Source organism: Elusimicrobiota bacterium (genome assembly GCA_016182905.1).
Taxonomy (GTDB): domain Bacteria; phylum Elusimicrobiota; class Elusimicrobia; order UBA1565; family UBA9628; genus GWA2-66-18.
Genome location: JACPFR010000013.1, coordinates 1 through 17,868 on the forward strand (window position 1 = coordinate 1; position 17,868 = coordinate 17,868).

The window sequence follows — 17,868 nt, forward strand, 5'->3', positions numbered from 1 at the left end:
AACTCCGCCGTCTTCTCCGACGGCTCGTTCTGCTACATCCCCAAAGGCGTCAAGTGCCCGATGGAGCTCTCGACCTACTTCCGCATCAACGCCAAGGACACCGGCCAGTTCGAGCGCACCTTGATCGTCGCCGACGAGGGCGCGCAGGTCAGCTACCTCGAGGGCTGCACGGCGCCGATGCGCGACGAGAACCAGCTGCATGCCGCCGTCGTCGAGCTCGTGGCCCACGACGACGCGTCGATCAAGTACTCGACCATCCAGAACTGGTACCCGGGCGACAAGAACGGCAAGGGCGGCATCTACAACTTCGTGACCAAGCGCGGCAAATGCGCCGGCGCCCGCTCGAAGATCTCCTGGACGCAGGTGGAGACGGGCTCGGCGATCACGTGGAAGTACCCCTCGTGCATCCTGCTCGGCGACGAGTCGGTCGGGGAGTTCTACTCCGTGGCGCTGGCGAACCACTACCAGCAAGCCGATACCGGGACCAAGATGATCCACATCGGCAAGAACACGAGATCGACCATCATCTCGAAGGGGATATCGGCCGGACACGGGCAGAACGCCTATCGCGGACAGGTGCGGATCGCCAAGTCGGCCCAGGGCGCGCGCAATTACTCGCAATGCGACTCGCTTCTCCTCGGCGACAAGTGCGGGGCGCATACCTTCCCGTACATCGAGGTCGGCAACACCTCGGCGACGCTCGAGCACGAGGCCTCGACCTCCAAGATCGGCGAGGACCAGCTCTTCTATCTCCGCCAGCGCGGCCTGTCGGCCGAGGACGCGGTCGGGATGATCGTCAACGGCTTCTGCAAGCAGGTCTTCAACGAGCTCCCCCTGGAGTTCGCCGTCGAGGCGCACAAGCTCATGAACATTTCTCTGGAAGGGAGCGTCGGCTGATATGCTGAAAATCACGGATCTGCACGCGAAGGTCGGCGAAAAGGCCATCCTCAAGGGCCTGAGCCTGTCGGTCAAGGCCGGCGAGGTCCACGCGATCATGGGACCGAACGGGTCCGGCAAGTCGACCCTGTCGTACATCCTCGCCGGGCGCCCGGGCTACACGGTCACCGAGGGCGCGGCGGAGTACGAGGGCAAGGACCTTCTGGCCATGGAGCCCGAGATCCGCGCGCGCGAGGGCGTGTTCCTCGCCTTCCAGTATCCCGTCGAGATCCCCGGCGTGTCGAACAAGTACTTCCTCAAGGCCGCCTACAACGCCATGCGCAAGCATCGCGGCGAGCCCGAGATGGACGCGGGCGCCTTCCTCAAGTTCGTCAAGGAGAAGGCCCAGTCCGTCGAGATGGACCCGGCTTTCCTGAACCGCTCGGTCAACGAGGGCTTCTCCGGCGGCGAGAAGAAGCGCAACGAGGTGCTGCAGCTCGCGGTGCTCGAGCCGAAGCTGGCGCTCCTCGACGAGACCGACTCCGGCCTCGACATCGACGCCCTCAAGGTCGTGGCCGCGGGCGTCAACCGCATGCGCGACTCCAAGCGCGCCTTCGTCGTGGTCACGCACTACCAGCGCCTGCTCGACTACATCGTCCCCGATTTCGTCCACGTCCTGTCCGGCGGACGGATCATCAAGTCCGGCGGCAAGGAGCTCGCGCTCGAGCTCGAGAAGAAGGGTTACGGCTGGATCGAGGATTCCGGCTCCGTGCCAAAGGTGGCGGCATGATCGCCGAAGACCTCGCCGCCCAGAAGGAAAGCTGGCGGTACACCCCCGCCGCCGTCCTCACGGGCCCGGACTTCAAGCCCGCCGGCGTGCCGGCGCGCCTCGAGCCGCTCGGCGGCCGCGTGTTGTGCCCCGTCGGGTTCCACCGCGCGGCGCTCGTCAACGGACGCTGGGAGGCCAAGCACGCGGTGCTCAAGCTGCCCGACGGCGTGACGGTCGAGCCGCTGTCGCAGGGCTCCGACCTCGACGAGATGCTGGACCGCCCCGCCCCGGCCGGCATGCCGCTCGCCGCGGAGGCTTCCGTCGCGCGCGACGGCTTCGTCGTCCGCGTCGCGCGCCATGCGCGCGCCGACCGGCCCATCCATCTCGTCCATATCTCGGAAGCGTCGTCGGTCGCCGAATCCTCGCAAGCGCGAGTGCTCGTCGTTCTCGAGCCCGGCGCCTCGGCGGAGCTGGTGGAGGAGACCTTGTCCTTCGGCGACGCGCCGTCGTGGAAGAACGTCCGGTCTCAGGTGGAACTCGGTGAGGGCTCCTTTTTGCGCCATCACCGCGTCGTCCGCGAGGGCGCGCAGGGCCGCCTGACGCTCGGCCTCGAGGTGTCGCTGGCCTCCCGGGCGCGCTACGAGTCCCACGCGCTGAACCTCGGCGGCCTGTTCGCGCGCGAGGACCTGCGCGTGCGCATCGAGGGCGAGGGCGCCGAGTGCACCCTCAACGGCCTGGCCCTGCTCGGCGGGACGGAGTTCGCCGACCACCACGCGCTCGTGGAGCACATCGCGGTGGGCGGCACCACCCGCGCGCTCTATAAAGCCGTCATCGACGACAAGGCGCGCTTCGTGTTCGACGGCCTGATCTGGGTCAAGCCCGGCGCGCAGAAGACCGACGCGCAGGTCTACAACAAGAACCTCCTGCTCTCCGAGGACGCCCGCGTCAACACGAATCCCGAGTTCAAGATCCTCGCCGACGACGTCTCCTGCAAGCACGGCGGGGCCGTCGGCCAGATGTCCCTCGAGGCGCTGTTCTACCTCCAGTCCCGCGGCATCGGCGCCGACGAGGCCCGCCGCCTCCTCATCTACGCCTTCGGCTCGGAGATGATCGACCGCATCGCGCTCGAGCCGCTGAAGCTTGCGTTGGCCGACGCGTTGCACGGGCGCATGCCCAAGGAGCATCATTGATATGGCCGCCCTGAACGCGAAGAAGCTCCGCGAGGATTTCCCGATCTTGAAGCGCCTCGTGCGCGGCAAGCCGCTCGCCTACCTCGACAACGCGGCGACCACCCAGAAGCCGCGCCAGGTCATCGAGTATCTGGCCGACTTCTACGAGAACCACAACGCCAACGTGCACCGCGGCGTGCACTCCCTGTCGGAAGAATCCACGAACATGGCCGAGGAGGCCCGGACCAAGCTCGCCGCGTTCGTCGGCGCGCCCAAGCCCGAGACTTTGATCTTCACCCGCAACGCCACCGAGTCGCTCAACCTGATCGCCCACGCCTGGGCCCGGAAGTTCCTGAAGGCCGGCGACACGGTGCTGTCGACCGAGATGGAGCACCACTCCAACATCGTGCCCTGGCAGCTGCTCGCCGCCGAGCGCGGGATCAAGCTCGAGTTCGTGCCCGTCGAGCTCGACGGCACGCTCGACCTGGCCAAGGTCAAGGCGGCGCTCGCCAGGGGCCCCAAGCTCTTCACCTTCACCGCTTTGTCGAACGCCATCGGGACGGTCAACCCGGTGCTCGAGCTCATCAAGCTCGGCAAGGCCGCCGGCGCGGTCGTCTCCGTCGACGCCTGCCAGTGGGCCCCGCATCGCCCGATGGACCTCAAGACCTGGGGCGCGGACTTCGTCTCCTTCTCCGCCCACAAGATGCTCGGGCCGACCGGCGTCGGCGTGCTCTGGGGCCGCGAGGAGCTCCTCGAGGCGATGGACCCGTTCCTCGGCGGCGGCGACATGATCTCGCGCGTGACGCTCGAGAAGACCACGTGGAACGTCCTGCCCTACAAGTTCGAGGCGGGCACGCCCAACTACGCCGACCAGGCCGCGTTCGGCCCGGCGCTCGACTATCTGACGGCCGTCGGCCTCGAGAACATCTCCGCGCACGAGCACGCGCTGGCCGAGAAGACGCGGACGATCCTGGAGGCGGAGGGCATGACGGTGCTCGGTCCCTCGGACCCCGATAAGCGGTCCGGGGTCGTTTCCTTCAACGTCCCGGGGCTCCACCCTCACGACGTCGGCACGGCCTTCGACCTGGAGGGGGTGGCGGTCCGGGTCGGCCATCACTGCTGCCAGCCCTTGATGCACAAGCTCCAGTGCGGCGGGACGGCGCGGGCGAGCTTTTATCTCTATAATGACGAGTCGGACGTCGAGGCGTTCGCGCGGGCGCTGAAGCGCACCCTCGATTTCTTCAAGGTCAAGCCGAAGGCGGGGGTGCACTGATGGAAGGCGACGCGGAGCTGCAGGACCTCTATCGCGAGGTTCTACTCGATTATTTCCGGTCCTCGACCCGCAAGGGCAAGTGCGACCCGGCGGACCTTCGCGCGCACGGCATCAATCCCGTCTGCGGCGACGAGCTCGAGATCACGGCCGTGCTGACGGACGGCAAGGTGGCGAAGCTGCGTTACGCCGGCCACGGCTGCGTGATCAGCCAGGCCTCCGCGGCGATGATGGCCGAGGCCCTCGAGGGCGCCGACATCGCGAAGGCGAAGGCGCTCGTGGCCGCGTTCAAGAAGCTGATGCTCGAGAACGGCGACGCGGCGGGCCTGCCTCCGGAGCTGGAGCAGCTCGCGAGCCTGGAGGGGGTGCGCAAGTTCCCGCTGCGGGTCAAGTGCGCGACCTTGGGCTGGAACACCGTCATGCAGGGATTCGAGGCGGCCAAATCATGAGCAAGACCGAGACCGCCGCGGAGGCTACGTTCAAGCAGGTCGGCGAGGCGCTCAAGCCCGTCGTCGACCCCGAGATCCACATCAGCATCGTGGACCTCGGCCTCGTCTACGGCGCCGAGTTCGGCCAATCGCCCAAGGGCCGCTCGGTCAAGGTGCGCATGAGCCTGACCTCGCCCGCCTGCCCTTACGGGCCGATGCTCCTCGCCGCGGCGCACACCGCTTTGACGAAGCTCCCGGGCATCAAGGACGTCGACGTGGACCTGACCTTCACGCCGGGCTGGGACCCGCGCACGATGGCCACCGAGGACGCGAAGGAGCAGCTGGGGCTGTACTGATATGAGGATCACGAGCTCGATCGAATACGCGACGCGCCTGATGGTGACCTTGGCGGCGGAGCACGGCAAGGCCCCCGTCCCGGCCGAGCGCCTGGCGGAGACCGACAACGTTCCCGCCGACTATGTGAGCCAGATTTTGGTAAAACTGCGCCGTGCGGGGCTGGTGACGAGCCATCGGGGCAGCGCCGGCGGCTACTCGCTGTCGCGCCCGCCGCGCGAGATCACGATCGAGCAGGTGGTGCGCGCCGTGGACGGGGCCGTATTCGAGGAAGTGTGCGAGCGCTACGACGCGGGATCGAAGGACTGCCGCCATCAGGGGCAGTGCGCGATCTCGCCCGTGTGGACCAAGCTCGGCGAGATCGTGACGCGCTACTTCGAGGGCGTGACCTTGGCCGCGATCCTCGAGCAGAAGACGGGCGCCTGCGGCGCGGCGCCGGCTTGGCTCGAGAAGCTGGCGCCGGGAAAGTAGGAAGGAGGGATTTATGACGATCCAGGAACGCGTCGAGAAGGTGCTGGAGAAGATCCGCCCTTACATCCAGTCCGACGGCGGCGACATCTCCTTGGTCTCGGTCGACGAGGCCGCGGGCATCGTGAAGGTGAGCCTGCACGGAGCCTGCGGCTCGTGCCCCAGCTCCACGGCGACGCTGAAGGGCGGCGTCGAGCGGATGGTCCGGCAGGAGATCCCCGAGATCAAGGAAGTCGTCGCGGTCTGATCCGGGGAACGGCGGACGGCGAACCACAAAGACACCAAGTCACGAAGTTTTTTGGTTTGCCGCGATTTGGCCGACTATCCTCAAGGATAGTCCCCGACCATTCATCCGTTCTTAGCGCCTTCGTGTCTTTGTGGTTCATTCGTTCGTTTCTAAAGATAACGTGCCGGAGACGTCACCCGATTGTCTAAACGCGTCGAGCTGCACTGCCATTCGATCTTCTCCGACGGGACTCTGACCCCGGCGGAGCTCGTCTCGCGCGCGGTCAAGAACGGCGTCGAGCTGCTGACGCTGACCGACCACGACAGCGTCTCCGGCGGGCCGGAGCTGTTCGCCGCCGCGGAGGCGGAAGGGCTGTCCGTCCGCCTCGGCATCGAGATCAACTGCGCCGGCGAGGGCGCCGCCGACCGGGTCCATATCCTGGGCTACGGCATCGATCCCGTCTCGCCCGGCTTCGCCGAGCGCCTGGCGGAGTTCCGCGAGCGCCGCGCCGTGCGCTCGAAGCGCATCGTCGAGAACCTGCGCGCGCTGGGCATCGCCATCGAGTTCGCCGACGTCCGGGCCGGAGCGCACGAGACCCTCGGCCGTCCGCACGTCGCCGACGCGCTGCGCCGCCTCGGCGTCGTCCGCAGCCGCAAGGAGGCCTTCGAGCGCTTCCTGATCAGGGGCAAGCCCGGCTACGTCGAGTCGATGGGACCGAGCCCGGCCGAGGCGATCGCGCTGATCCGCGACGCCGGCGGGACCGCCTGCCTCGCGCATCCGCAGACCGCGGGCAAGGAGAACGAGCTCGACGAGCTCTTCCGCTCCGGCCTTCAGGGCGTCGAGGTCAATTACTCGGGGCATACGCCCTCGCAGGTCCGGACCTACGGCGACTGGGCCAAGAGCAAGGGTCTTCTGGCGGTCGGCGGCTCGGACTTCCACGGCCCGAACACCGGCCGGGAAGAGCGTCTCGGAATCGAGTATGATGACGCCGCCTACGCCGCCGTCATGGAACGGATAGAGAAATGCTAGTCATCGCCCACCGCGGAGCCAGCGGCCACGCGCCCGAGAACACGATGGCGGCCTTCCTGCGCGCCCTCGCGATGGGGGCGCCCGCCATCGAGCTCGACGTCCACCAGACCCTCGACCACGAGCTCGTCGTCGCTCACGACGACGACCTCAAGCGCTGCGGCCGCGACAAGCGCCGCATCAAGAACCTGCATTGGGACGACCTCGCGCGCGTCGACGTCGGCTCCTGGTTCGGCAAGGAGTTCACCGGAGAGCGGCTTCCTCGGCTCGAGGACGTCTTCGACATCCTGCCGCCGTCGGTCGAGCTCCACGTCGAGATCAAGCGCGGCTCCTCCGTCTATCCCGGCATCGAGGAACGCGTGGTGGACCTGATCCACAAGCGCGGCGCCTCGGCCCGCACGGTCGTCTCGAGCTTCGACCACGCCGCCCTGTACTCGGTGCGCTCGCTCGACGAGAAGGTGCGCATCGGCTACCTTTTAGGCCTGACGACCCTGCAGACCGCGCTGCGAGAGATGAAGGACATCGACGCCGAGAGCCTCAACCTCAGCGTGCGCCAGACTTTGGCGCGCACGGTCAAGGCGGCTCACGACCGCGAACGAAAGATCCTCGTCTACACGGTCAATACGCCCGTCGAGCGCGACCGGCTGAACAAGCTCGGCGTGGACGGCATCTTCTGCAATTACCCGGAGCTGAACCTGTGGCGCTGAACCCGACCGAGTCCGAGCTCGAGAACGAAGCCGCCCGTCTCGCCGACAAGGGGCTGGCCGGCCTCGGCTATCGCGACGAGGAGCTCGAGCGCGCCGCGCGCCTGACCTGGAGGATCAACCGGCTCAAGAAGGAGAAGAAGGCCGTCATCCCGGCGCACGTCTACCAGCGGCCGGAGATCCTCCTCGGCGTGGCCGACTTCGTCGGCGACTCGTACAAGCTGGCGAAGCTCGGCGCGGCTTCCGACGCGAAGACCATCGTCTTCTGCGGCGTCCGCTTCATGGCGGAGACGGCCAAGATCCTGAGCCCGGATAAAGAGGTCCTGCTGCCGGCCCCGGAGGCGGGGTGCTCTCTGTCCGAATCCATAACGGCGGCCGACGTTCGGGCGCTGAAGAAAAAGCACCCGGGCGCTCCGGTGGTCGTGTACATCAACACCACCGCGGCGGTGAAGGCCGAGTGCGACGTCGTCGTCACGAGCGCGAACGCGCCGAAGATCATGCGCAAGCTCTATGAGGAGCACGAGAAGGTCATCTTCGCCCCCGACGCGATGATGGGCAGGAACCTCGCCAAGGAGCTCGGCAAGACGATCGGCAAGGACCTGATCATCTGGGAAGGTTCGTGCATCGTGCACGACAACTTCGACGCGGCGTCGGTCGAGTTCTACCGCAAGATGTACCCCGGCGTGAGGATCCTCGCCCATTTCGAATGCACCCCGGCGCTGACGAGCGTCGTCGACTACATCGGCGGCACCGGCGACATGATGAAGTGGGTGGACGACCACAAGGCGTCCTCCTACATGCTCATCACCGAGTGCGGCCTCGGCGACCTCGCGCGCACGAAGTTCCCGGATAAGACGTTCGTCCCGATGTGCCGCCTGTGCCCGCACATGAAGGCCGTGACCCTGGAGCGGGTGCTCTCGGCCCTGGAACGCCCGACGGCGTCCCAGCGCATCGAGGTGCCCGCGGCCGTCGCCGCCCGGGCGCTGCGCCCGATCGAGCGCATGTTCGAGCTCGCCGACGACAAGGCGGCGGCGTGAGCTCCTGGGTGTCCTGGTCGGCGGAGGCGTTCGCCCGCGCCAAGGCGCAAGGCCTGCCGATCCTCGCCGCGATCGGGCCGCTCCCGCCCGAGCAGCTCAAGGCCGCCGAGGGCGAGATCTCCCGCCGCTTCGTGGCCGTGCTGGCCGATCCCGAGACGAGGCCCGACGCGGCCGCGCGCATCGGCGCCGGCCACGCGGTGGTCCTCGATCCGGACGGGGCGCGGCGAGCGGTCCTTCCGCTGCCCTCCGACGGCCTGGACGAGGAGCTCGCCTTGCTGGCCCTGGAGGCGGTCACGCCGCTGCGTCCCGACGCCCCGGCCCGCGCGGCCTGGACCGGGGCGGTGCGCTCGACGGAGCTCTCCGCGGCTCCCGACGAGGCGAAGGTCTCCGCCGTGTTCGCCGGGCTCGCCGGCCTTCCCGCCGAGGCCGACCCGGAGCTCGTCGAGGCCCTTCTGCACGCGGCGGGCGAGCGCGGCGACGCCGCGGCCCGCGCCCGGATGACGAAGGCGCTCGAGGTGCGCTGGGCCGGGTGGGACCCCGCGGCCCGCGCCTTCCTCTCGGGCGTCGGCTCGCCGCTCTCCCTGCACGCCCGCTGGGCGTCGCTGTTCTGGGACGCTCACGCGCTGACGGGCGAGGCCCGCTGGCGCGACGCCGCGGCCGCCGTCAGCGACCACCTGCTCCGCTCCTTGTGGGACTCGGGCGCGGGCGCCTTCCGCCGCGCCGGCAAGCGGGAGCCCGCCGTGTACCCGGCCGACGGCAACGCGCTGGCCGCCTCCGCTCTGCTCCGCGCCCACGCCTACGGCCATCCCGGCGCCGGCGAGGCCGCGATGAAGGCCCTGAGCTTCCTGCAGACGCGCCTCTACGATCCCGTCCTCGGCCTCCAGCATTCGGCCGGCGGCGACGGGGAGTCCGTGGTCGGCCTCCTCGGCGACGCCGCGGCGACGGCGCTCGCCTTCACCGACGGCTTCCTCGCGACCGGCATGAAGGCGCACCGGGAGTTCGCGGACGCGATGCTGCGCTTCCTCTTCCAGGAGCTCTGGGAGCGGGAGTCGGGCGGCTTCCTCGACCGGATCTCCCGCGCCGGCGACCCGGCGATCCTGCGCGAGCCGCGCGTGGACCCGGCGCTGAACGCCGCCGCCCTGGAGGTCTGCCGCCGCATGCATCACCTCAAGGGCAACCACAACTACCGGCGCTGGCTCGAGTGGGGCCTGCGGGGCGCCTGGAATGCGTGCCCCGACGGCGCCCCCTCCCTCGCCGGGCTGGCGCGCGTCGCCGACCTGCACGCGCGCGGCCGCCTGGATTTCGAGCTCGTCGGCCGGCCGGGGGAGCCGAAGGCGGACGCCCTGCTCGCGGCGGTGCACCGCCTCTATCTTCCGCGCAAGGTGATCTCCTTCGTCGATCCCGACGACCAGGACTACATCCTCGCGCACCGCCTTCAGGCCGAGTCGTACCCGCGCGTCTTCGGCTGCGGCCCGGACCTGCGCCGCCTGGCGGACGCGGCCGAGCCGCCGGGCGTGGCCGCCGTGGCCGACGCCGTGAAGGGGGAGAGCCGGTGAGCGGGGCGAAGCGCTTCGCCGAGGGCTTCTCGGACGACAAGGACTGGCGCAAGGCCGCCGCCGCCGCCGCGAAGGCGGCGCGCGCCCGGCTCGGCGTCGGGCCCTGCGACCTGGCGCTCGTGTTCGTCTCCGAGGCGTTCGAAGGCTTCGATCCCGCCGAGTTCTCGACCTTGCTCGCCAAGGGCTTGGCGCCCCTGCGCGTCCTCGGCTGCAACGCCAGCGGCGTCATCGCCGGCCGAAAGGAGGTCGAGCGGACGCCCGGCGTCTCGATCCTGGCCATGCGCCTGCCCGGCGTGCGCGTCCAGCCTTTCTCCTTTTCTCCGGCGGAGCTGGGCCGGTTCGAGAACGGGGCCGCGCTCGTCAAGGAGCTCGACCTCTATCCGAACGAGAGCCCGAAGTTCATGATCCTCGGCGACCCGGCGAGCGCCGATCCCGAGCGCATGGCCGCGCTGTTCAACGAGGCTTATCCCGGCGCGCCCCTCATCGGGGGCATGGCCAGCGGCCTGCTCCTGCACAAGCCCTCTTGGCTGCTGCTCGGCTCGCATGTCCTGACGCAGGGCCTGGCCGGCGTCGCCCTCGTCGGCCCCGTCGAGATCCAGACGGTCGTGGCGCAGGGCTGCCGCCCGATCGGCGATCCCCTGATCGTGACCAGGGCCGAGGGCAACGTCCTGCACGAGCTCGGCGGGCGCAACCCGCTCGAGGTCCTGCGCGAGACGCTGTCGAAGTGCACGCCCGAGGATCAGCGCCTCGCGCGCAGCTCCCTGTTCGCGGGCCTCGTCATGAACGAGGGCCGCTCGGAGTTCCGCCGCGGCGACTTCGTCATCCGCAACCTCCTCGGCTACGACGACAAGTCCGGCTCGCTCGTCCTCGGCGCGAACCTGCGCCGCGGCCAGACCCTGCAGTTCCAGCTGCGCGACGCGCACACCTCCGATCAGGACTTCTCGATGCTCCTGGGCGCGCTCCCCGAGACCGACGCCGCGCCCCGCGGCGCCCTGCTCTTCTCCTGCTGCGGCCGCGGCAAGGGCCTGTACGGAGAGTCGGACCACGACGCGACCTTGGTGCAGACCTTGCGCGGCCCCGTGCCGATGGCCGGCTTCTTCGCCAACGGCGAGTTCGGTCCCGTCGGCGGCCGCAACTTCGTCCACGGCTACACCTCGAGCCTGGCCCTCATCAAATAGCGGCCCGCCCGGGCCGGAATGTTGCGACCGCCCTTAAAACGATGTTCAAGCTGACGAGCCCGGCGTTCAAGCACGGGGAGACGATCCCGAAGCTCCACACCTGCGAGGGGAAGGATCCCTCGCCGGAGCTGGATTGGTCCGGCGCGCCGCCCGGGACGAAGAGCTTCGCCTTGATCATGGACGACCCGGACGCTCCCGTGGGGCTGTGGGTCCATTGGGTGCTCTACGACCTTTCGGGAGACCTCGCCGGCCTGCCGGGGAACCTGCCGAAGACGGAGCGCGTCCTGGGCGGGGCGAAGCACGGCGCGAGCTGGGGAGTGGACAGCTTCAGCCGGGTGGGCTACGGCGGTCCCTGCCCGCCTCCGGGCAAGCCTCACCGGTACGTCTTCAAGCTCTTCGCCCTGGACAAGGCCCTGGGCCTGCCTCCCCGGGCGACCGCGTCCGAGGTGGCCCGCGCCATGGAAGGGCACGTCCTGGGCCGCGCCGAGCTGATCGGCCTGTTCGAGCGCTTCGGCCCGGGCGCGTGAAGACGCGCAGGACCGCCGGGAAGGGCGGCGGCGCGCACGGCGATTTCCTCGACGGCCTGCTCGACAGCACGCGCCTCGTCGTCTACCTCAAGGACCTGGACGGGCGCTACCTCTACGTCAATCGGCGCTACGAGTCCCTCGCCGGCGTTCCGCGCGCGGCCATCCTCGGCAAGCGGGACCACGAGCTCTTCCCCGAGACGGTGGCGGACCTGTTCCGGACCCAGGACGCCCTCGTCGCCGAGCGCCGGGAGGCGCTCGAGTTCGAGGAGACGATCCCGCTGCCCGGCGGAGTCCTGTCGTTCATCACGGAGAAGTTCCCGCTGCTCGACGAGAAGGGGAAGGTCCGCGCGACGGGCGGCTTCTGCACGGAGATCACCGCCCAGAAGAAGCGGGCCGAGGAGGAGCTGTTCAAGATCCGCAGCCTCGAGTCGCTCGGCTTCCTCGCCGGCGGCATCGCCCACGACTTCAACAACCTCGTGACCGGGATCATAGCGAACCTCGAGATGCTGAGGGATGAGGTCAAGGCCTCCCGCGCCGCGCGCGAGCACCTCGACGACGCGGGGAAGATCTGCGAGAAGGCGGGGGCCCTGGCCCATCAGCTGCTGACCTTCGCCGACGGGGGCACGCCCGTCCGCCGGGTCTTCGCGCTCGGACCCCTGTTGCGCGGCGCGCCCCGACTCGTGCTCCAGGGGTCGAGGGTGCGCGACGAGGTGGACGCGCCCCGGGGACTCTGGGCCATCCACGGCGACGAGACCCAGATCTCCCAGATCCTCGGCAACCTCCTCGTCAACGCGCGCGAGGCGATGCCCGCCGGCGGGACCGTCGCGATCCGCGCCGAGAACCACGTCCTGGCCGAGCCCGCGGTCGACCTGAAGCCGGGCCGCTACGTCCGGATCACGGTCCGCGACGACGGCCCCGGGATACCGGCCGCGATCCTGACCCGCATCTTCGATCCTTATTTCTCCTCGAAGAAGCGGGGCAGCGGCCTGGGGCTGTCCATCGTCCACTCCGTCGTCCGCCGCCACGGGGGGCACGTCTGGGCGGAGTCCGTGGAGGGCGAGGGCGCCCGCTTCACGGTCCTGCTGCCGGCCGCCGCCGGCAAGGCCGGGAAAAAGAAAGCCGGACGCCTCATATAGGGATGATGGGGCGTCCGGCGTCGGGCTCCCCGGCCCGAAGGGCCGGGAGGCGATGGATCCTCTACTGCTTCTTCATCTCCATCCTGCACTTGGGGCACTTGCCCGGCTTGTCGGAGGTCGCGCAGCCCATCGGGCAGGCGTACGCGGCGCCCTTCGCCGCCTTATCCTTCTTGGCGAAGTGCTTGGCCGCCTTCTCCTGGAGCTCCTTGACCTTGGCGGCGTCCTTCGTGACGATGGTGACGGTGACGCCGTCGGCGATGTTGGCGACCGAGACCTCGGCGCCGGCCATGTGCGTCGGGCAGCCCATCTCGCAGGACTTGCCGGCCGCGTCCTTCTTGTCGTGGCCCTTCTCGCAATGACCGCAGTCCGCGCCGGCGCGCGCGGCGAGAAGCGCGAGGACGGCGATGAGGCTGAGCAAAGTGAAAGTCTTCTTCATGAGGGTGTCTCCTGCTCGAGGTCGAGCCGGCTCCAGGATACAATTTCTTCGCGGCGAGGCGCTCGCGTCAGCGCACGGCGTCGCGGAAGGCGGCGGTGAAGCGCGGAGCCAGGAGCTCCTGCGTCTCGGGCGTGGGCCAGACGACGCGGGACTCGATGTCGGCCTCGAAGGAGTAGGGCAGGTCCTTCTCGGCGGGCTGGAAGGTCACCCGGTAGCCGTGGGCGCCGGTGCGCTCGACGGTCCACGACGGGCGTCCGCCCGGAAGATCGAGCTCGCCGCCGAGGCGCTCGCCGAGCGACTTCTCGTCTCCGGGCAGCTTCCACTCGTGCACCAGCAGCAGGGCTTCCTCGGAGCGGTCGTCGTCCGTGACGACCGGCGCGCCTTTCGCGGCGGGCCGGTCGTTCGCGACGGGGGCGGGCGCGGGATGGGCCAAGGCGGAGAGGTCCGGCGCGGCGGGGGCGGGGAGGCGCGCGCCGCCGAGCTCGATGAGGACGGCGCAGGCGGCGATCGCCGCGTACGGCGCGTACGGCCTCCAAGCCGCGGTCCGGACGGGGACGGCCGCCGCGGGCGCCGCGACGCGCGCGGTCCGAGCGGGGGTCTCCGCGCGGACGACGGGCGCCGGGGCCGGCCGCGGGGCGGGCGCGGGGGCCAGCGCGGCCTTGAGCGCCGCCACCTGCTCGCGCAGGCGGGCGAGGGCCGCCTCGCGCTCGGCGAGGCGGGTCTTGGCGGCGAGCGCCGCTTCCTTCAGCTCCTCGGCGCGCTCCCGCATGATCTCGTCCTGGAGTCGCACGACGGTCTCGAGCGATCGTTCGGTGTCTATCATGGCGGCATCAGGATTGTAGCCGCCCGGCGTTAAGGAGTTGTTGCGTCCCGGTTCGAATCCGGTTAAGCCGGCAGGAAGACGAGGTTGTCCCAGATGCCGGGCAGGGACCGCAGGAACTCCGGGAGGTCGGCCGCGGCGAGGGGGACGGCCGCGCCGTCCTCGTCGAGGCGGTGGGCGGCGTAGCCCAGGGACAGCAGGTCGCGGCAGGCCGGCAGCGAGAACCTCTCTCCGTTGACTCCGGGCCAGATCTCCATCGCGATCGCGGGGCGGGACGCGCGCAAGGTCTCGAGTCCGCCGGCGAGGAGCCGCTTCTCCCCGCCCTCGACGTCGATCTTGATGACGGTGGGCGGCCGGTGCTCCTTCGCGTAGGCGTCGAGCGTGACGCAGTCCACCTCGAGCTCGGTCGTCCCCGGCGGCGCCGTCGCGGCCGCGGCCTCGCCCTCCAGCGTGTTGAACGACTCGCTGATCGGGTTGCGGAACATCGTCGCCTTCCCCGAGCGGTCCCACAGCGCGGCGTTGACGACGCGCGCTCCGGGGGCGTTGGCCGCCAGCCGCGCGTGGATCTCGGGCAGCGGCTCGAAGGCGTGGATTTCGCCCTCGGCGCCGATGAACTCCCCGGCGAGCATGGTGTAGAACCCGTAGCTCGCGCCGGCGTCGTAGAACGAGTCCCCGGCCCTCAGGTTCCGGATGAACCAGCGCGCGAGCTTGTACTCGGGGCCGCCGGGCGCGCCCACGAGGTAGAAGGTCACGAAATCGGCGTCGTCGGTGTAGGGCAGGCGCATGCGCGCGCCCCAGAAAAGGGGAAGCTCGACGACGCCCGGGCGCAGGCCCGCGCGCGCGGCGGCCCAGCGCACGTAGCGCCCGCGGAACAGGGCCAGCTTGCGGAGCTTGCGCGCCAGCGCGTTCCCCTCGCTGCGCTCGACGAGGCGGCAGCGCGCGGGAATGTCGGCCGCGAGGGCGAGGAAGCGGGCGCGCCGTTCGGCGAGATGGTCGGTCATCGGCCGGATTTTACTATTAAGCCCCGCCTCCGCGCGGCGCTTGACATTATTGACTGAACGGTCTATAATGACGGTATGGCTCGCCCGCGCTCGTTCGACAGCGACGTCGTCCTCGACAAGGCCGTGGAGACCTTCCGCAGGAAGGGCTTCGACGGCACGTCCGTCGAGGACCTGGAGAAGGCCACCGGCCTTCGCCGCGCGAGCCTGTACGGCGCCTACGGCGACAAGCGCGCCCTGTACCTCGCCGCCCTGCGCCGCTATCAAGGCACGAAGGACGTCAGCCTCCTGCGGACGCTGAACGCGGCGAGGACGGGCCGGGCCGCCATCGAGAAGCTCTTCTCGATCGTCATCGAGGAGGCGGCGGGCGATCCCTGCGGCTGCCTGTTGGCCAACGCCGCGACGGAGCGCTCCGCCCACGACGAGCGCGTCGCGCGCTGCGTGGAGGACAATCGGCGCCGCGTCGAGGGGGCCCTGCTGGCGGCCGTGCTGCGCGGGCGCGCCGACGGGAGCGTGACGGCGCGCGGGGAGGCCCGGGCCTCGGCCCGGTTCCTGTTCGCCGCGGCGCTGGGGCTGCGCGCGCTGGGGCGCACGGGCTGCGACCGGGCGGAGCTCAAGGCCGTCGCGGCCGAAGCCTTGAGGACGCTGGACTGATTTTTTTATCGGTAATTATTGACTGTTCGTTCAATTAAAGGAGAGGGAATATGACCAAGAGACTCGAGGGGAAGACGGCCGCCGTGACGGGCGGGGCGCGCGGCATCGGCGCGGCGATCGCGGAGCGGCTCGCGGCGGACGGCGCGGCGGTCGCGATCAGCTATTCGCGCTCGGCGAAGGAGGCCGAGGCGCTGGTCGCGCGCATTCGAAAAGCGGGGGGCGCGGCCTCGGCGCACAAGGCCGACGCCTCCGTCCCCGAGCAGGCCAAGGCCTTCGTCGAGGCGGCTTTCAAGGCGCACGGGCGGCTCGACATCCTCGTCAACAACGCCGGCTGGGGGGAGTTCGTGCCGCTCGAGGGCGTGAGCGAGAAGCACGTCCGCGCGCAGTTCGACCTCAACGTCAACGGCCCGATCTTCACGACGCAGGCCGCCGTCCCGCGTTTTCCGGAAGAAGGCGGGCGCGTGATCAACGTGAGCTCCATCGCGGGCGCGGGCTCGATGGCCGGAGCCGGGGTCTACTCCGCGACCAAGGCCGCGCTCGACGCCTTGACGCGCGTTTGGGCCTCGGAGCTCGGCCCTCGAGGCGTGACGGTCAACGGCGTGGCGCCCGGGCCGGTCGAGACCGACCTGATGAACGCGGTCGCCGACGACGCCTTCAAGAAGCAGATGATCTCGCGTACTCCGCTCGGACGCATCGGGCAGCCGGACGACATCGCGGATATCGTCTCCTTCCTCACGTCCTCGGACGCCCGGTGGGTGACGGGGCAGACGATCACCTCGGCCGGAGGCATGACCCCCTAGAAGGGACGCGGAAACAGGAGAACTTATGAACCAGGAAAACGGCGGCGCGCTGCTGGACTCGTACTCTCAGACGGTGTCGGAGGTGGCCGCGCGGGTGAGTCCCGCGGTGGTCAAGATCGAGGCCCGCAAGGGCTCTCGCGGCGGCTCGGGCTCGGGCTTCGTGTTCACGGCCAACGGCTACATCCTCACGAACAGCCACGTCGTCCACGGGGCGAGCGCGCTCGACGTCGTCCTGCACGACGGCCGCCGCTTCCAGGCGGAGGTCGTCGGCGACGACCCGGCGACCGACCTCGCGGTCGTGCGCGTGCAGGCCGACGGCCTGCCCGTGCTCGCGCTCGGGGAGTCGAAGTCCCTGCGGCCGGGCCAGGTCGCGATCGCGATCGGCAACCCCTACGGCTTCTCCTACTCCGTCACCGCGGGCGTCGTCTCCGCCCTCGGCCGTTCGCTGCGCTCCGAGTCGGGGCGCCTGATGGACGACATCATCCAGACCGACGCGGCGCTCAACCCGGGCAACTCCGGCGGGCCGCTCGTCGACTCGCGCGGGCGCGTCGTCGGCGTCAACTCGGCGGTGATCCTGCCCGCGCAAGGACTGTGCTTCGCGATCCCGATCGACACGGCCAAGCACGTGGCCGGCCGCCTGATCGAGCACGGCCGCATCCGGCGCGGCTTCCTGGGCCTGGGCGGCCAGAACGTCGCTGTGCCGCGCGGCCTGGCGCGCCGGCTCGGCGTGTCGGCCGAGTCGGGCGTGCTGGTGATCGCCGTCGAGCCGGACGGCCCCGCGGCGGAGGCCGGCGTCGAGGAGGGGGACCTGCTCATCGCCTACGAGGGCAAGCCCGTGGCGACCGTGGACGACCTGCACCGGGCGCTCACGGAGGACAAGATCGGGCGCGCGGCGCGGCTGACCGTCGTGCGCGAGCGCGGCGCCGAGGACCTGCTGGTGACGCCGGGTGAATCGAGACTCTAAAGGAGGCTTTATGGCCGAACTGAACCTGACGGACGCGTCGTTCCGGAAAGAAGTGCTGGAGTCGAGCAAGCCGGTGCTCGTGGACCTGTGGGCGCCGTGGTGCGGCCCGTGCCGCATGCTCGGCCCCGTCGTCGAGGAGCTGGCCGCGGAGTACGCCGGCAAGGCCGTGGTCGGCAAGCTCAACACCGACGAGAACTCGGACACGATGACGGTCTACCGCGTGTCCGCGATCCCGACCTTGCTGTTCTTCAAGGGCGGCAAGCTCGTCGAGCAGCTGGTCGGCGTCCAGCCGAAATCGGTCATCAAGGCCAGGCTCGACGCCTTGCTGGCGCCCTAGGAGCCTGAGCAATTAGTCGGGCCGCCACACTGCAGCGGCATTTGCCCCCCAACGGAATGGCCGCCCCCGCGGGGGGCGGCCAGGATCGTCGCCTTCGGCGCCGATCTGAGAAAGGGCTGCTCACCGATTGGGTTC

At 69.8% G+C, this 17,868-nt stretch carries 22 protein-coding genes; 19 read left to right on the forward strand and 3 right to left on the reverse strand.

Annotated elements, in window-relative coordinates:
* The 15 genes from sufB to HYV14_05290 all read left to right on the forward strand — a co-directional run.
* Positions 1-897: Fe-S cluster assembly protein SufB (gene sufB, locus HYV14_05220; GenBank protein MBI2385399.1), on the forward strand; the 897-nt coding region annotated here is incomplete at its 5' end.
* Position 898: 1 nt separating this feature from the next.
* Complete coding sequence (sufC, locus tag HYV14_05225; GenBank protein ID MBI2385400.1) at positions 899-1,666, forward strand: Fe-S cluster assembly ATPase SufC; 768 nt, start codon at positions 899-901, stop codon at positions 1,664-1,666.
* Positions 1,663-2,835, forward strand: a complete 1,173-nt coding sequence (gene sufD / locus HYV14_05230; GenBank protein MBI2385401.1) for a Fe-S cluster assembly protein SufD — start codon at positions 1,663-1,665, stop codon at positions 2,833-2,835. The genes sufC and sufD overlap by 4 nt, the downstream gene beginning before the upstream one ends.
* Before the next feature lies 1 nt (position 2,836).
* The gene (locus HYV14_05235) at positions 2,837-4,087 is read left to right on the forward strand and encodes a cysteine desulfurase (protein ID MBI2385402.1); all 1,251 of its coding nucleotides are present in this window, start codon (positions 2,837-2,839) and stop codon (positions 4,085-4,087) included.
* Positions 4,087-4,533, forward strand: a complete 447-nt coding sequence (locus HYV14_05240; GenBank protein ID MBI2385403.1) for an SUF system NifU family Fe-S cluster assembly protein — start codon at positions 4,087-4,089, stop codon at positions 4,531-4,533. The genes HYV14_05235 and HYV14_05240 overlap by 1 nt, the downstream gene beginning before the upstream one ends.
* Positions 4,530-4,868, forward strand: a complete 339-nt coding sequence (locus tag HYV14_05245; protein MBI2385404.1) for a metal-sulfur cluster assembly factor — start codon at positions 4,530-4,532, stop codon at positions 4,866-4,868. The genes HYV14_05240 and HYV14_05245 overlap by 4 nt, the downstream gene beginning before the upstream one ends.
* Before the next feature lies 1 nt (position 4,869).
* Positions 4,870-5,337 (forward strand): Rrf2 family transcriptional regulator, encoded by a 468-nt coding sequence (locus HYV14_05250; protein ID MBI2385405.1) that lies wholly within the window; start codon positions 4,870-4,872, stop codon positions 5,335-5,337.
* Positions 5,338-5,350: 13 nt separating this feature from the next.
* Entirely contained in the window at positions 5,351-5,581 is a 231-nt protein-coding gene (locus HYV14_05255; protein MBI2385406.1) for a NifU family protein, read from the forward strand.
* A gap of 180 nt (positions 5,582-5,761) precedes the next feature.
* Positions 5,762-6,589 carry a PHP domain-containing protein gene (locus HYV14_05260; GenBank protein ID MBI2385407.1) on the forward strand — a complete coding sequence of 276 codons (828 nt, stop codon included), beginning with the start codon at positions 5,762-5,764 and terminating at the stop codon, positions 6,587-6,589.
* Complete coding sequence (locus tag HYV14_05265) at positions 6,583-7,293, forward strand: glycerophosphodiester phosphodiesterase (GenBank protein ID MBI2385408.1); 711 nt, start codon at positions 6,583-6,585, stop codon at positions 7,291-7,293. The genes HYV14_05260 and HYV14_05265 overlap by 7 nt, the downstream gene beginning before the upstream one ends.
* Positions 7,284-8,327, forward strand: coding sequence for a quinolinate synthase NadA (nadA, locus tag HYV14_05270; protein ID MBI2385409.1), 1,044 nt, complete (start codon positions 7,284-7,286; stop codon positions 8,325-8,327). The genes HYV14_05265 and nadA overlap by 10 nt, the downstream gene beginning before the upstream one ends.
* Complete coding sequence (locus tag HYV14_05275) at positions 8,324-9,883, forward strand: hypothetical protein (GenBank protein ID MBI2385410.1); 1,560 nt, start codon at positions 8,324-8,326, stop codon at positions 9,881-9,883. The genes nadA and HYV14_05275 overlap by 4 nt, the downstream gene beginning before the upstream one ends.
* Positions 9,880-11,061: an FIST C-terminal domain-containing protein gene (locus tag HYV14_05280; GenBank protein MBI2385411.1), complete on the forward strand. Its 1,182-nt coding sequence runs from the start codon at positions 9,880-9,882 to the stop codon at positions 11,059-11,061. The genes HYV14_05275 and HYV14_05280 overlap by 4 nt, the downstream gene beginning before the upstream one ends.
* A gap of 41 nt (positions 11,062-11,102) precedes the next feature.
* Positions 11,103-11,588 (forward strand): YbhB/YbcL family Raf kinase inhibitor-like protein, encoded by a 486-nt coding sequence (locus HYV14_05285; protein ID MBI2385412.1) that lies wholly within the window; start codon positions 11,103-11,105, stop codon positions 11,586-11,588.
* Positions 11,585-12,724, forward strand: a complete 1,140-nt coding sequence (locus HYV14_05290; protein ID MBI2385413.1) for a PAS domain-containing protein — start codon at positions 11,585-11,587, stop codon at positions 12,722-12,724. The genes HYV14_05285 and HYV14_05290 overlap by 4 nt, the downstream gene beginning before the upstream one ends.
* A 61-nt stretch (positions 12,725-12,785) precedes the next feature.
* Here the strand turns inward: HYV14_05290 and HYV14_05295 are convergent, their stop codons facing one another.
* From HYV14_05295 to HYV14_05305, 3 genes are all read right to left on the reverse strand, one after another.
* Positions 12,786-13,160, reverse strand: a complete 375-nt coding sequence (locus HYV14_05295) for a hypothetical protein (GenBank protein MBI2385414.1) — start codon at positions 13,158-13,160, stop codon at positions 12,786-12,788.
* 67 nt (positions 13,161-13,227) lie between these two features.
* Positions 13,228-13,983 (reverse strand): hypothetical protein, encoded by a 756-nt coding sequence (locus HYV14_05300; protein MBI2385415.1) that lies wholly within the window; start codon positions 13,981-13,983, stop codon positions 13,228-13,230.
* A gap of 62 nt (positions 13,984-14,045) precedes the next feature.
* The gene (locus tag HYV14_05305) at positions 14,046-14,981 is read right to left on the reverse strand and encodes an FkbM family methyltransferase (protein ID MBI2385416.1); all 936 of its coding nucleotides are present in this window, start codon (positions 14,979-14,981) and stop codon (positions 14,046-14,048) included.
* Between the two features lie 75 nt (positions 14,982-15,056).
* On the opposite strand from HYV14_05305, the gene HYV14_05310 reads away from it, so the two are divergent.
* The 4 genes from HYV14_05310 to trxA are packed head-to-tail and all read left to right on the forward strand — an operon-like array spanning position 15,057 to position 17,733.
* A complete protein-coding gene (locus HYV14_05310) occupies positions 15,057-15,632 on the forward strand; it encodes a TetR/AcrR family transcriptional regulator (GenBank protein ID MBI2385417.1) in 576 nt (191 codons plus the stop codon).
* A gap of 50 nt (positions 15,633-15,682) precedes the next feature.
* Positions 15,683-16,432, forward strand: coding sequence for a glucose 1-dehydrogenase (locus tag HYV14_05315; protein ID MBI2385418.1), 750 nt, complete (start codon positions 15,683-15,685; stop codon positions 16,430-16,432).
* Positions 16,433-16,457: 25 nt separating this feature from the next.
* Positions 16,458-17,396 (forward strand): trypsin-like peptidase domain-containing protein, encoded by a 939-nt coding sequence (locus tag HYV14_05320; GenBank protein MBI2385419.1) that lies wholly within the window; start codon positions 16,458-16,460, stop codon positions 17,394-17,396.
* Positions 17,397-17,406: 10 nt separating this feature from the next.
* Positions 17,407-17,733, forward strand: a complete 327-nt coding sequence (gene trxA, locus HYV14_05325; GenBank protein ID MBI2385420.1) for a thioredoxin — start codon at positions 17,407-17,409, stop codon at positions 17,731-17,733.
* The last annotated feature ends 135 nt before the right edge of the window (positions 17,734-17,868 follow it).

Coding starts and splice junctions, on each gene's coding strand:
- trxA (MBI2385420.1), top strand. CDS start 17,407: ATGGCCGAACTGAACCTGACGGACGCGTCGTTCCGGAAAGAAGTGCTG.
- sufC (MBI2385400.1), top strand. CDS start 899: ATGCTGAAAATCACGGATCTGCACGCGAAGGTCGGCGAAAAGGCCATC.
- HYV14_05240 (MBI2385403.1), top strand. CDS start 4,087: ATGGAAGGCGACGCGGAGCTGCAGGACCTCTATCGCGAGGTTCTACTC.
- HYV14_05305 (MBI2385416.1), bottom strand. CDS start 14,981: ATGACCGACCATCTCGCCGAACGGCGCGCCCGCTTCCTCGCCCTCGCG.
- HYV14_05315 (MBI2385418.1), top strand. CDS start 15,683: ATGACCAAGAGACTCGAGGGGAAGACGGCCGCCGTGACGGGCGGGGCG.
- HYV14_05235 (MBI2385402.1), top strand. CDS start 2,837: ATGGCCGCCCTGAACGCGAAGAAGCTCCGCGAGGATTTCCCGATCTTG.
- HYV14_05245 (MBI2385404.1), top strand. CDS start 4,530: ATGAGCAAGACCGAGACCGCCGCGGAGGCTACGTTCAAGCAGGTCGGC.
- sufD (MBI2385401.1), top strand. CDS start 1,663: ATGATCGCCGAAGACCTCGCCGCCCAGAAGGAAAGCTGGCGGTACACC.
- HYV14_05285 (MBI2385412.1), top strand. CDS start 11,103: ATGTTCAAGCTGACGAGCCCGGCGTTCAAGCACGGGGAGACGATCCCG.
- HYV14_05300 (MBI2385415.1), bottom strand. CDS start 13,983: ATGATAGACACCGAACGATCGCTCGAGACCGTCGTGCGACTCCAGGAC.
- HYV14_05255 (MBI2385406.1), top strand. CDS start 5,351: ATGACGATCCAGGAACGCGTCGAGAAGGTGCTGGAGAAGATCCGCCCT.
- HYV14_05320 (MBI2385419.1), top strand. CDS start 16,458: ATGAACCAGGAAAACGGCGGCGCGCTGCTGGACTCGTACTCTCAGACG.
- HYV14_05250 (MBI2385405.1), top strand. CDS start 4,870: ATGAGGATCACGAGCTCGATCGAATACGCGACGCGCCTGATGGTGACC.
- HYV14_05310 (MBI2385417.1), top strand. CDS start 15,057: ATGGCTCGCCCGCGCTCGTTCGACAGCGACGTCGTCCTCGACAAGGCC.
- HYV14_05265 (MBI2385408.1), top strand. CDS start 6,583: ATGCTAGTCATCGCCCACCGCGGAGCCAGCGGCCACGCGCCCGAGAAC.
- HYV14_05295 (MBI2385414.1), bottom strand. CDS start 13,160: ATGAAGAAGACTTTCACTTTGCTCAGCCTCATCGCCGTCCTCGCGCTT.